Annotated in this window: 12 protein-coding genes; 6 read left to right on the top strand and 6 right to left on the bottom strand. The window is 44.1% G+C overall.

All coding sequences use genetic code 11. The features are described from left to right. Positions 1-22: 22 nt before the first annotated feature. The 6 genes from HC965_RS01565 to HC965_RS01540 form a co-directional block, all read right to left on the bottom strand. Positions 23-1,276, bottom strand: a complete 1,254-nt coding sequence (locus tag HC965_RS01565) for an ABC transporter permease (RefSeq protein WP_191029778.1) — start codon at positions 1,274-1,276, stop codon at positions 23-25. A 32-nt stretch (positions 1,277-1,308) separates the two neighbouring features. Further along, the gene (locus HC965_RS01560; protein ID WP_191029777.1) at positions 1,309-2,598 is read right to left on the bottom strand and encodes an ABC transporter permease; all 1,290 of its coding nucleotides are present in this window, start codon (positions 2,596-2,598) and stop codon (positions 1,309-1,311) included. 32 nt (positions 2,599-2,630) lie between these two features. Beyond that, positions 2,631-3,296 carry an ABC transporter ATP-binding protein gene (locus HC965_RS01555; RefSeq protein ID WP_191029776.1) on the bottom strand — a complete coding sequence of 222 codons (666 nt, stop codon included), beginning with the start codon at positions 3,294-3,296 and terminating at the stop codon, positions 2,631-2,633. Between the two features lie 17 nt (positions 3,297-3,313). Then, the gene (locus HC965_RS01550) at positions 3,314-4,561 is read right to left on the bottom strand and encodes an efflux RND transporter periplasmic adaptor subunit (RefSeq protein ID WP_191029775.1); all 1,248 of its coding nucleotides are present in this window, start codon (positions 4,559-4,561) and stop codon (positions 3,314-3,316) included. Positions 4,562-4,727: 166 nt separating this feature from the next. Next, positions 4,728-6,098, bottom strand: a complete 1,371-nt coding sequence (locus HC965_RS01545) for an NAD(P)/FAD-dependent oxidoreductase (RefSeq protein ID WP_191029774.1) — start codon at positions 6,096-6,098, stop codon at positions 4,728-4,730. Between the two features lie 84 nt (positions 6,099-6,182). Then, positions 6,183-7,088, bottom strand: a complete 906-nt coding sequence (locus HC965_RS01540) for a glucosaminidase domain-containing protein (protein ID WP_191029773.1) — start codon at positions 7,086-7,088, stop codon at positions 6,183-6,185. A gap of 110 nt (positions 7,089-7,198) precedes the next feature. Between HC965_RS01540 and cdd the strand changes: the two genes are divergently transcribed. From cdd to nudC, 6 genes are all read left to right on the top strand, one after another. Next, the gene (cdd, locus tag HC965_RS01535) at positions 7,199-7,681 is read left to right on the top strand and encodes a cytidine deaminase (protein WP_191029772.1); all 483 of its coding nucleotides are present in this window, start codon (positions 7,199-7,201) and stop codon (positions 7,679-7,681) included. A gap of 3 nt (positions 7,682-7,684) precedes the next feature. Then, a complete protein-coding gene (locus HC965_RS01530) occupies positions 7,685-8,524 on the top strand; it encodes an AraC family transcriptional regulator (RefSeq protein ID WP_191029771.1) in 840 nt (279 codons plus the stop codon). Positions 8,525-8,611: 87 nt separating this feature from the next. Then, positions 8,612-9,193, top strand: coding sequence for a DUF417 family protein (locus HC965_RS01525; RefSeq protein ID WP_191029770.1), 582 nt, complete (start codon positions 8,612-8,614; stop codon positions 9,191-9,193). A gap of 99 nt (positions 9,194-9,292) precedes the next feature. Continuing rightward, entirely contained in the window at positions 9,293-10,666 is a 1,374-nt protein-coding gene (locus HC965_RS01520; protein ID WP_191029769.1) for an FAD-dependent oxidoreductase, read from the top strand. Positions 10,667-11,309: 643 nt separating this feature from the next. Continuing rightward, a complete protein-coding gene (gene abc-f, locus HC965_RS01515) occupies positions 11,310-12,920 on the top strand; it encodes a ribosomal protection-like ABC-F family protein (RefSeq protein ID WP_191029768.1) in 1,611 nt (536 codons plus the stop codon). A gap of 86 nt (positions 12,921-13,006) precedes the next feature. Continuing rightward, positions 13,007-13,798 carry an NAD(+) diphosphatase gene (nudC, locus tag HC965_RS01510; RefSeq protein ID WP_191029767.1) on the top strand — a complete coding sequence of 264 codons (792 nt, stop codon included), beginning with the start codon at positions 13,007-13,009 and terminating at the stop codon, positions 13,796-13,798. The last annotated feature ends 69 nt before the right edge of the window (positions 13,799-13,867 follow it).

Below are 13,867 nucleotides of genomic sequence, written 5' to 3'. Positions count from 1 at the left end.
CAATGCAAATAGCCTTAGATTTTTATTCCTCGCGCAATGCTTCTGCCGGCTGAATACGGATTGCCTGGCGTGCAGGGAACCAAATACCGGCCAGTATCATCAAAGCCATAAGGAAGTAGCTAATGGCAAACGTTATAAGGAAACGGACAATTCCCCACTCCATATATCCATCCATCAAATCAAGATACCCTATATTATAGCAAATGATAGCGGCTGGCAAAGCAGCCAACGAGAGTAACATCAATCCTTCACTATTCAGACGATTCCAAAGTTGCATCCGGCTGGAACCGACTGCAACCCGAAGCGCCAGTTCAGAACGACGGTGTTGCGTGCGAAACCAAAACGTACCGACAATACCTAACAGGATATTCATCAACAGAAAACCCATCATCCAAAAACGAACCTGCACCTGATTGTAACTTCCCTGCTGGAAGTCATTGCGTATATTCTCATAGTCGTGTACTTTCAGAATAAACAGATTGCCAACACTTAACTGACTGGCCGACAGGTTCATCAGATGCTCCGAGAAATCTTTGGCAGTTCCCGGTTTCACCCGCAGGCAGACTTCTATATTTGAAGGATAAAACTCACCGTTCAGTCCGGACATTTCCTTTTCGGGGAAAGCGATAGCTATATAACGGTCACTATAATTAGGCCAAAAATCGTTATAACGTACCTTGGTCGAGACACCGCCTATCTTGAATACTTCGGTAGAATCATCCACATTTACCACTTCCCTGCCCAATAAGGTGCGGTCACCCTTAAAATCATCGGGCCATAAATTTTCACTAACCACCACATTTCCATTCTTCAAAGCCTGTACCAACGGCTGGTAGCCACGGCCATCCGCACTCTGATAACGGAATACCTGGAAAAAGTCGGGAGTCATCGGACGCCGCAACGGATTACGGACGATGGTGTCAATGCGTAGCATCATACCCGAATTGCTTCCGATATAAGGACGTGCATTGGAGGATACGGAAACAGCTTCCACTTCCGGTAACCGACGAAGACGGTTTGTCAGTTCGGTAATGTCCTGCCCCAGCGTCGTATTCTTTTTATCTTTCGGAATATATGAGTCGCTTTTATTGTTTTTCAGGCTCAGTTCCAGGTAGTAGGTATCGGTTATGTCAAACCCCACCGGTTCGTAATAAGTACGTGCCGTCACATAAGTCCAGTCGACCACAAACCACAGGACCACAAAAACAATTAATAACTCTGCCCACAACCATCCGTTCGACCGGCGTTCATTCCATACTTGTTTTAATAGTTGCATCTTCTTTTGAATTAATAAGTTGACTGTTCGGGTTATCTTTCATTTATGGCATCTACAATATTGGTACGGGTGATTCTCCATGCCGGGATAGCCGCACTCAACAGATTGAGCAGGAAGCAGGCAAGGAATGCCAACAGGAATACAACAGGGTCGAACAAGAGGTCGACGCACATTGTCCGTAAATCACTCACTCCATTAGACATGAAATCTACGGAGAATAGCATTCCTCCGAGAAGGAAAGCGGCAATATAACTTAATATTAATCCGAGAACACCACCGAAAAGTGAGTAAAGCATATTTTCAGAAAGTACCTGCATCATTAATTCTCTTCTTGGAGCACCAAAGGCTTTCCGCACTCCTATTTCGGAGAGACGCTTGCGCATACGTGACAAAGTAAGACCGGACAGGTTGACCGCAGGAACAATCAGGAGGACGAGCAACGTCAAGATGTATTGTCGTACGGCTTGTTTCACTGCCGGAGGGTTATTGGCAGAATGTCGTTGGGCAGCTACAAAGTATGTATCGGGTTGACCGCGATAGAGCAAATCGAAATTAGGGTGTCCTGCCATATACACAGCCCGCAAGCGGTCTGCTTCGTTATGAATGGCGGGGAAATCTTTTTCTGATTTGGCCAGGATGAATACAGCAACCATCCCCATGATACCTTCATCACCCCAGGTTGCCGTGAAAGCATCCGTCGAACTTAGAGGAATCCAAACTTGCGCATAAGCGTATCGTGCCAATTTGGACACAGGATGTACTACGCCGCTAATAAGATAGGCCGTGTGATTCAGAAGGAATGTTTTTCCTACGACTTCAGATGTCCCAAACAGCCGCCGCGCCATGTCTTCGGATATGACAGCTTTCGCTGCTCCGGCATCAAAATCGGCGTTATCATACGGTTTGCCGGATACAAAATCAAATTCGAATACTTTCCAAAAGGCATCGTCCGTTTGCAGTACGCTGCAACTTTCCATTTCGCCTGCCGGCTTGGCTGCCAGCATCGTTTCCTGAAAAGCACTGGTGATGCTGACTGCTTCGGGGACAGTCATTTCTTTGAAACAAGCCTTTGCCGTGTTATATCCGACAGGGCCGTTGCTCTGCCAGTTTGCATTCGATTTATTCTGAAGTCCGGCATAACGGAAAATGAGTATACGGTCACGATGAGATTCCGGTGCAAAAGGAGCAATCGTCGAACGCAAAGTGATTACAATCACCATAATCATAGCGATAGCCAATGCCGTACCTATGATGGAAATGGAAGAAAGTAACTTATTTTCCCCCAACAGTTTGAATGCTTGTTTGAAGTAAAGTCTTATCATTATTATATCGTTGTATTATATTTCACAAGAATTTATCGTACTTGTCGTCCGTCGAAGAAACGGATAGTTCGTGAGGTTTGCTTCGCCTGTTCTTCATTGTGAGTTACCATTACGATGGTACGTCCGTCTTCTTTGTTCAGACGATGAAGAAGCTCCATTACTTCGGCTCCCATCCTGGAGTCCAGGTTACCTGTCGGCTCATCGGCAAGGATTATTTCCGGATTACCGATAATCGCACGCGCGATAGCTACACGCTGGCACTGACCGCCGGAAAGCTGTGTCGGGAAATGATTCATACGATGGCTCAATCCCACTTTTTCCAGGACTTCCTGTGCCAGTCGTCTGCGTTCACTGTTACTGACACGGCGGTAGAGCAACGGCAGTTCCACATTATCCATCACACTCAGTGAATTAATCAGATGGAAAGACTGGAATACGAAACCAAGCGTCTTGTTACGGAAGGCTGCCAGTTCCTTGTCCTTCATCCCTTCGGTACGGGTTCCGTTGATTTCCACCGTTCCCACGGTAGGTGCGTCAAGTAATCCCATAATATTCAGCAGAGTGGATTTTCCGCATCCTGAAGGCCCCATTATACTTAGGAATTCCCCACGTTCCACCGTCAGATTCACATTTTCCAATGCCACCGTTTCAATCTCATCCGTACGGTAAATCTTGGAAAGAGAGTTCAATGTTATCATAACTTCTAGTATTTAATTTATTTAATCTTCAATTTATTCTTGTTCTTATATGCGCTCATGTCGTTGACAACCACTTTATCACCCGGTTGCAGACCGCTCATCACTTCTACATATTCAAAGTTGGAATCGCCTAACTGCACTTTACGCTTGACCATCTCATTCTCCGAGGTACAGATGAAAAGTTCATATTCGCCACGTCCCACGTAATAAGAGCCGTTAGCCACACGCATCACATCTTCCTTTACGGCATTCATCACATAAACATCTGTTTTCAACCCTGAACGCAAGCGGCGATGATTGTCCTCTTTCAACTGTACAGTGAAAGAGATAACCCCATTCTTAGAAAGAGGTGTCACACTGCTGACTGTTCCTTCCAGTTTATCGCTTCCTATCTTGACTACCGCTTTTCCACCGGCAGCTACTCGGTCACCATATGTATCTGCAATCTCGCCTTCAACTTTAAAGTGGCTCAAATCGGAAATAATAGCTACCTGTTCGCCGTCTGAAATCTGAGCGCCAATCTGATTATTAATATAGGTAAGGATGGCTTTGCGCGGAGAGCGGATTTGCGCATCATCCAAAGTACGTTTCTTTTCGGAAAGGCTCTTGCGGAAAATATTAAAATCCAGTTCCTGCACTTTCAATTCGGCGGCGGCTACTTCTTTCTCGTTCTTATATTGTTGTTGAAGTTGCTCGTATTCCAGTTGGGCAACATTATAGCTCAATTCCGCCTGACGTACCTTATCCGTAGTCCCGGCTCCCAGGCTATCCAAATAGTGTTCATTTCTTAGTTCCACTTTCATCCGGCTCAACTTCATAGCCGAAACTTTAATTTGCATTGCCATATCGGAGAGTTTGGTCTGATTGTTGACACGAAGTTGGTCGAGTTTATATTGACGCATTTGTTCTTCATCCAACAGTTTCTTATATTCTGTCTCTGTGCTTTGCAGGTCGAGCTTTAAAATCGGTGTGCCTACATCTACACTATCGCCGCCTTTCTTGTAAACTTCGACAATACGGCTGTTGATAGGGGAATTGATGATTTCTTCAAATGCCGGGACTACTTTTCCCGAAGCACTGACACTCACTTCGATGACTCCTTTATCGACCGTGGAAAGGACGAGGTCTTTCTTCTCCACCCCTGCCCTCAATACGGATATAAGTACACTAATCACAATAACGCCTGCCACCCCTATGGATGAATAACGAATTATTTTTTTATTGCGTTCTTTCTTACGCACCTCTTTGGGAATTTCTCTGTCCATATCTTATCTTTTACGATTTTTAATCATGTATTAATCCGGCATCTCATATACCAAATCCGTGCCAAAACCGTAAGTCATTGATTAGTAGAGAATAGAGAAAAAGAAAGGGTGTCCGAAATCGAACACCCTGTACGAATTTACCGTTCAGAAAATGGTAATATCATTATTATTTCGTCTCCTGTGGAGGAGCCTGCTTCTCTTGAATCAGGTCTTTACCCAAATGGGTAGTTGCTTCCACCGTTTCACGGTCACGGATTTCTTTTGCTTTACGGGCGTAGACAATCATACGCATGGACTGGTCGTAAGTGAAATAATTCCATATCCAGTTGAGAAGAACGACTACCTTATTACGCACTCCAAGGATAGAACGCAGATGGACTACCAGCCACATCACCCAGGCAAACCAGCCTTGCATCTTTACTTTACTAAATTCTGCAACGGCACGGTTACGTCCCACTGTCGCCATCGAACCCAAATTACGGTAATGGAAAGGTTTCATCTCCTTCCCTTTCTGAAGTCGTATCAGGTTCTTTGCCAACAGTTCGCCTTGTTGGATAGCAACCTGCGCCAATTGGGGATGTCCGTTCGGATAGTTTTCGTCGGCCGACTGAATACATTGGTCGCCGATAGCAAATACATTCTCCATTCCTTCTACGCGATTGAACTGGTCTACCTTGATACGTCCGCCGCGACCTATCAACGAGGCATCCATATTTCCGATAGTTACTCCGATAACACCGCTCACCCAAATAAAGGTACGTGTAGCAATCTCTGTTCCGTCTTCGAGTATGACTTTATGGTCGCGATAATCAGTTACCCGTTTATTCAAGAATACATTCACGCCCATTTCGCGAAGAAACTTCTCTGCATGTGCCGATGATTCTTCCGACATTCCGGCTAGCAATCTCGGCCCTGCTTCAATCAAATAGATGTGCATCAGGCTGCTGGGCATATCAGGATAATCGTTCGGCAGTACAAACCGTTTCATTTCAGAAAGTATTCCTGCCACTTCTATTCCGGTGGCACCACCGCCGACGATAACAATATTCAGTAATTCCTGCTGTTCCTGTTTTGTGGAGCAAGTGAGCGCACGTTCCAAATTAGCCAAGAGAGCATTTCGCAGTCCCATTGCTTCAGAAACGTTCTTCATCGGCATGGCTTCTTCTTCGATATGCTTATTACCAAAGAAATTGGTGGTAGTACCTGCCGCCAAAATCAAATAGTCGTATTCAGCTTTTCCAATGGAAGTCTGTATCATGTTCTTTTCCGGGAAAATGGCACGCACTTCCGCCATACGGAAGTAGAAATCTTTCCGATGCTGGAAAATCTTGCGGAAGGGGAAGGAGATGGAAGTTGGTTCCATACCCGCCGAAGCCACCTGATATATCAAAGGGGGAAACTGATGATAGTTGTTCTTATCTATCAAGACGACTTGAAAGTCTGACTTTTTCAACTTGTTAGCCAACTTCAGACCACCGAAACCACCGCCTACTATGACGACACGCTTCTTATTAGTTTTTGCAATGTTAAGACTCATATTCCAATCATGTTTTATCTAAATAATAACATCGGAACGGGTCAATAAGTTTTTGCAATAATCAACTTTTATGAAACGAGCGGCTTATCGCAGGCGCAGACGATCCCCCACTTCAGGAACGTATTCGCCGTCTTTGCGATTCATCTTATACAGGTTTTTAAGACGGATACCATATTTCTGTGAAATGCCATGCATGGAATCTCCATCTTTTACGATATATACAGTATGAGGTTTGGATGCTTTTTTCTTCTTACTCTTCAAGTAGATGATGTCTCCGTCCACCAAAGTATAGTCACGCTGCAAGTCATTGTAGTTCACGAGTTTCTTCCAGCTAATATCAAATTCTTTGCCTAAATCTTTAAAGGTATCGCCGTTGCGGGCAATGATATAGGCTATGTCATTGGCAATATATACCGGATGAGGGCTCATCAGCCACGGATTCTTTTGCAACTTGCGCTCAGAATATACGCCTTTGCGGTCATATTTGTACAGGTCGTAATCTTCGATAATCGTAATCAGACGGTTAGCATAGGAAGGGTCGGTAGCATATCCTGCCTTTTTCAATCCGCGTGCCCATCCTTTATAGTCGGTAATATCGAGCTTGAAAAGAAATGCATAGCGGGCACCTCTCCTAAGGAAATCGGAATGGTCTTCGTAAGATTCACGCGGATGCTTATAGGCGCGGAAACATTCGTTGCGTGCGTCATCGTCGTGGCGCACTGTACGTCCCCGCCAACTGCTGCCACATTTGATACCAAAATGGTTGTTGCTCTTTCGTGCCAACTGGCTGTATCCGGCACCGCTTTCCAACAGCCCCTGCGCCAACGTGATACTCGCCGGAATCTTATGAAGTTTCATTTGTTCGACAGCCAGGTCACTATACTTATTTATATATTCTATATATCGGGCATTCCGTTTCTGTGCCTGCGCTCCTACGGCAAAAAAGAATACGGTAGTTAAAAAGACAAGTCTATACAATTTGTTCGCCATTTTAATTCAGATGTGGATTACAGGACACAAAAATCTGAAAAATAATTGGGATTATCAATCTCTTTCCTAACTTTGTAACATTAATTGTAGAAACCAATACCTCAACGCGTATGAAAGACCTCATAATTACCGCAGTTATTAAAGTATATCAATATAATGAATTGAATGAGGCCGACCAGGCACTTATGAAAACTGCCATGGATGCAACTGCACGCAGTTATGCTCCTTATTCCCACTTCTCGGTGGGTGCCGCTGCACTATTGGGCAACGGAACCGTCGTAACGGGAACGAACCAGGAAAATGCCGCTTATCCATCAGGACTTTGCGCGGAACGTACGACTCTATTCTACGCCAATTCCCAGTATCCCGACCAACCAGTCGTTACTCTTGCCATTGCGGCAAGAACGGAAAAGGACTTTATAGACAATCCGATTCCCCCTTGCGGCGCTTGCCGGCAAGTAATCCTGGAAACGGAAAAGCGATATGGTCAACCCATACGTATCTTACTTTATGGCAAAGAGTGTATTTACGAAATAAAAAGTATAGGCGATTTATTGCCACTATCATTTGACGCATCAGCAATGGAGGATTAAACTATGTTACAGCAATATCACACAAAACTAAAAGGGACTCTCGCACTTACGGATTCTTATCTGGCAGAGAAAGCATTACAAAAGGAAAAAGGACTTTATAAGTTCATATGGATACGCAACGGAAGTATCACAGTAGAGATAGACCATCAAGAAATGGTGCTTACCAAAGATGAGGTGATTTCACTGACTCACCTGCAACATCTCGAATTCAAATCAATCGACGGAGATTACCTGACTTTACTGTTCAACAGTAACTTCTACTGTATTTACGGCAACGACCATGAAGTATCATGCAGTGGCTTCCTGTTCAACGGTTCATCCCATCTTATCCGTTTTACGCTGAATGAGAAGGAGCGCAAGGAACTGGACACTATCACCGCAGCATTGGAAAACGAGTTCACCGTCTCCGACAGTTTGCAGGAAGAGATGTTACGTATATTGCTGAAACGTTTTATCATCCAGTGCACCCGCATCGCGCGTCATCGAATGAACATTACCCGCGAAAAAGAATCCGGTTTCGAGATTGTACGCCAGTATTATAATTTGGTTGACGAGCATTACCGGACGAAGAAGCAGGTACAGGACTATGCTGATATGTTGCATAAGTCTCCCAAGACTCTGTCGAACATCTTTTCGACTTGCAAATTGCCTTCCCCACTCCGGGTAATTCACGAACGGGTGGAAGCGGAAGCCAAACGGCTCTTGCTTTACAGTAACAAAAGTGCCAAGGAGATTGCCGACATCCTGGGTTTTGAAGATCAGGCTTCTTTCAGCCGTTTCTTTAAAAATATGACCGGGCAGAGTGCCGTACAGTTCAGAAATACGCAGGAAGGGAAGAATTGATAAGCGATACGGAAGTATTGCCATTTGGGGGTTATTGGAAATGCACGACCTTTGCGGTGTAAGTTAAACCAATTAAAACCCAACAAAATGAAAGAGAAATTTATCGCTTTACTGACCTTCACTTCAAGTCTGAAAAGTTTCGGTATCAAGTTTATTCGTGTAGCTATCCTGGTGGTATTCGTATGGATAGGCGGATTGAAGTATTTCCATTATGAAGCCGACGGGATTGTTCCGTTTGTTGCCAATAGTCCATTCATGAGTTTCTTCTATGCTAAAGGGGCTCCCGAATACAAAGAACATAAAAATCCGGAAGGTGCTTTCGTCCCGGAAAATCGTGCATGGCATGAAGCGAACAATACGTATGTTTTCTCTTATGGGCTGGGAGCTCTTATCATGAGCATCGGTATTCTTGTGTTTTTGGGAATCTTCTCCTCGAAAGCGGGATTGATAGGTGATACCCTGGCTATCATAATGACGCTCGGCACGCTCTCCTTCCTCGTCACGACTCCCGAAGTCTGGGTTCCTAACCTGGGAAGTGGAGAATTCGGCTTTCCGCTATTGTCCGGCGCGGGGCGGTTGGTGATTAAAGATATTGTTATCTTAGCCGGTGCCGTAGTACTTCTGTCCGACTCGTCACAACGCGTACTGAAAACACTTAAAAAAGACTAATCAAACTACTGTAGAGGGTTCTGACTTCTTTGTACTACGGAACAAATCGTATTTTCAGACTGTTATATAGTCTAATACAAATCGTTAATCAAAGAGGTTATGAAACAATATGATGCAATTATAATAGGGTTCGGCAAGGCGGGAAAGACCCTGGCTGCCGAACTTTCAAACCGTGGATGGCAAGTTGCCATCGTTGAACGCTCCAACATGATGTATGGAGGTTCTTGTCCGAACATTGCCTGTATCCCGACAAAGACGCTGATACACGAAGCAGAGATTTCGTCCCTGCTCTATCACGGGGATTTTCCGAAACAGGCAAATATGTACAAACAGGCTGTTGCCCGTAAAAATCGCCTTACTTCTTTTCTTAGAGGGAACAATTATGAGAGACTGAGCAAGCGTCCGAATGTGACTATTTATACAGGTTCGGCTTCTTTCATATCTCCCGGTGCTGTCAAGGTAACGCTCCCTGACGGAGACATCGAACTGCAAGGAAAAGAAATTTTCATTAATACTGGTTCTACTCCTATTGTTCCGGCAATCGACGGCATTCAGCAAAGCCAGCATGTATACACCAGTGCCACGCTTCTGGATATGAATGTCCTGCCCAAACATTTGATTATTGTCGGCGGCGGATATATCGGACTGGAATTTGCTTCGATGTATGCCGGATTCGGCAGTAAAGTGACTATTCTCGAAGGCGGCAATCGGTTTATGCCCCACAACGATCAGGATATTGCCAAGAGTGCCAAAGAGGTGATGGAAAAGAGAGGTATAGAAATCCATCTGAATGCACGTGCGCAGTCTATCCATGATACGAATGATGGAGTGACGCTGGCATACTCGGATGTATCCGACGGTACTCCATACTTTGTAGACGGAGATGCTATCCTTATCGCAACCGGACGGAAACCGATGATTGAAGGATTAAATCTGCAAGCTGCGGGAATAGAGGTGGATGCTCACGGAGCTATCGTAGTAAACGACCAGTTACGCACTACCGTTCCTCATGTATGGGCTATGGGAGATGTGAAAGGCGGGCCGCAATTTACTTATCTTTCACTGGACGATTTCCGGATTATCCGCGACCAACTCTTCGGAGACAAGAAACGTGATATTGGCGACCGTGATCCTGTTCAGTATGCTGTATTTATTGATCCGCCATTGGCACATATCGGCATTACCGAAGAAGAAGCGCTGAAAAAAGGATATTCGTTTAAAGTCTCCCGACTGCCGGCAACTTCCGTTGTCCGTTCACGTACAATGCAACAGACGGATGGTATGCTGAAAGCTATCATTAACAATCATAATGGGAAGATTATGGGATGTACCCTATTCTGCGCTGATGCTTCGGAGATTATAAATATCGTAGCCATGGCGATGAAGACAGGGCAGGATGCCACTTTCCTGCGCGATTTCATCTTTACGCATCCTAGTATGAGCGAAGGATTAAACCAATTATTTGATGTATAACCGGTACGGAAAGGAAGTAATTGTTAACTTGTCAGCCATTTGTAGCTATCTCGCTGTTCATTAAAGGATAACGTGTGTTTCATTAATAGATAGCATATAAATCTCAGTTAGATTGAATGTACGAGATGAGCATCTCATGCAGTACCAGATGAGCATCTCGTGCAGTACCAGATGAGCATGTCATACATGACGAGATGAGCATCTCGTACATTCAATCTTATAATCATTAATATGTCATCCCTATATACTCCGATTGCTATGTCTTAACAATCTGAATATTGCATCTTAATGTCTGTGTGCTAATATAAATACACGTGAACTCAAGTTAATTCAAAACCCATACGGAAACGAATTAAATGATAACTTGAACTCAGGGGATTGTTCTACAAAATCTTTTTTTGCCATAAAATAGAAGGAAGTCTGCCGGAAAGTATTATCTTTGCCGACAAGTTAAACTATATACCTACCACAATGAGAATTACTGAGTAAGACAACACTTCTAGTAAACATCACTTTTCTTATATGCTTTTTCTATAATGTTAAGCATCACGAATTTCGTGTTGTTTAGCCTGTATTGTGTTTGTCGTTCCCCTATCCCGTGATTATCTTCACTAGTTTTCAACCTCAAACCCAATGGTCAATTATGCCTATAAGTATTCAACAAATCAGCTATATCCACCCGGATAAAGAAGTATTATTCAGTGATCTCAATTTCTCCATCAGTAAGGGACAGAAATTGGGATTAGTCGGTAACAATGGCTGTGGCAAGTCCACTCTGCTACAAATTATTGCCGGACAATTATCGCCTTCTTCAGGTGTCATTGTCCGACCGGACGACCTTTATTACATTCCGCAACATTTCGGACAATATGATTCATTAACTATCGCACAAGTCTTGCATATAGACAGCAAGCAACAAGCTCTGCACGCTATTCTCGCAGGAGATGCCTCAACAGAGAATTTCACGTTACTGGACGACGACTGGAATATCGAAGAACGTTCCGTCGCCGCCCTTGACTTGTGGGGATTAGGGCAGTTTCCCCTATCCCACCCGATGCATTTGCTTAGTGGCGGAGAAAAGACTCGTGTTTTTTTAGCAGGCATGGATATTCATAATCCATCTGTCATTCTTATGGATGAACCGACGAATCATCTTGATGTTTCGGGCAGGCAACGTTTGTATGACTGGGTGGAGAAATACCGTTCTACCCTGTTAGTAGTGAGCCATGACCGTACATTGCTTAATATTCTCCCCGAGATATGTGAACTGGAAAAGCACCAAATCAACTATTATGGTGGAAATTACGAATTTTACAAAGAGCAAAAAGCCATTCTGCAACAGGCTTTACAACAGCGCATTGAAGAAAAAGAGAAAGCCTTGCGGATGGCCCGCAAAGTAGCCCGTGAGACTGCCGAGCGAAGAGATAAACAGAATGTACGCGGTGAAAAAGCCAATATGAAAAAAGGGGTTCCACGGATCGTATTAAACGCATTGCAGGGGAAATCGGAAAAAAGTACCAGTAAGCTGAACAGCGTTCATCAGGAAAAAGCCGAGAAGCTGACCGATGAACGTAACCTACTTCGAGGTTCGCTTTCACCGACCGCCGCATTGAAAACAGATTTCAACAGTTCATCCCTTCATAGCGGAAAGATATTGGTGACAGCAAAGGATATCAACTTCAGCTATCATTCCGAACAGAATCCGCCGGAGCAACCGCTTTGGCAGACTCCTCTCAACTTCCAATTAAAAAGCGGAGATCGTCTCCGTATCGAAGGAGCCAATGGCAGCGGAAAGACAACACTCCTAAAATTAATCACCGGACAACTCCAACCCGCGGAAGGAACTCTGATCCGGGCAGATTTCACTTCTGTGTATCTCAATCAGGAATATTCTATTATTGATGATCGGCACACGATATTGGAGCAGGCTTATGCTTTCAATACCCGTAACCTACCGGAACATGAAATCAAGATTATCCTGAACCGTTATCTTTTCCCGGCTTCCGAATGGGATAAGTCCTGCCGGAAACTCAGCGGCGGAGAAAAGATGCGTCTCGCTTTCTGTTGCCTGATGATTAGCAACAATACCCCGGATATGTTTATCCTGGACGAACCGACCAATAACCTGGATATACAAAGTATTGAAATCATCACCAATACCATCAAAAATTATACAGGTACTGTCATCGCTATTTCTCACGATAATTATTTCATCCGTGAGATTGGTGTCGACCAACGTATTGTATTAAGTTAATCTATTGTTATTTTATCCGATAAAGTCTCAAATATCAATACAGTTTTTTATAACTTCGCAGCGCGAAGTAAAAGAATAAAAATAAAATGAGTCAAACAGCGCAATCATGGTGGTTTATATTTTATAAAGACCAACTGCTTCTTGAAAAGAAAGGGAACGGTACATTTGCCCTTCCCTGCGGAGAAATTCCGCCTATCGTTATCAAAGAAAAAACTACGATACATACTGTCACAACATTGGAGGGAAAGAATTGCAAGTCTTTCTCTCTGTCTTCACCCTTCGAAGAATCAGAGCAATATGTGATGATCGGGCTTCGTGCTTCTTATGAGTATCTCCCGCTGTCTCATTATCAGACAGCAGGGAAAGCACATGAGATTCTGCACTGGGACAGAAACAGCCGTTTCTGTTCCGCCTGCGGTACACCTATGGAGCAGAAAGAGTCTATAATGAAGCGCTGTCCGAAGTGTGGACGGGAAGTATATCCCGCCATTTCTACCGCCATTCTTGTATTAGTACGGAAAGAAGATTCTTTGCTTCTTGTCCATGCCCGCAACTTCAAAGGAACATTCAACAGTCTCGTTGCCGGATTCCTCGAAACTGGTGAAACACTGGAAGAATGTGTTGCCCGCGAAGTAAAAGAGGAAACCGGACTGGATGTGAACAATATTACTTATTTCGGCAACCAGCCCTGGCCTTATCCTAGCGGATTGATGGTCGGATTTATTGCTGATTATGCCGGTGGGGAAATAGAACTTCAGGATGAAGAATTAAGTTCGGGCGACTTTTATACAAGAGATAATTTACCGGAGCTTCCCCGGAAGTTAAGTCTTGCACGGAAGATGATTGACTGGTGGATAGATAATCCTGTATATGTTTAGATTTCATATGTACATGGAAACAGTGTCCTTAGTACATAATAAATTCACTAAAAGCGAATTATCCAAATA

Origin of the sequence: Bacteroides sp. GM023, from assembly GCF_014750685.1 — a bacterium.
In the GTDB taxonomy this organism is placed as follows: Bacteria; Bacteroidota; Bacteroidia; order Bacteroidales; family Bacteroidaceae; genus Bacteroides.
The sequence above is the reverse complement of the archived record's forward strand: the minus strand, read 5'-3'. Positions and strand labels throughout refer to the sequence as shown.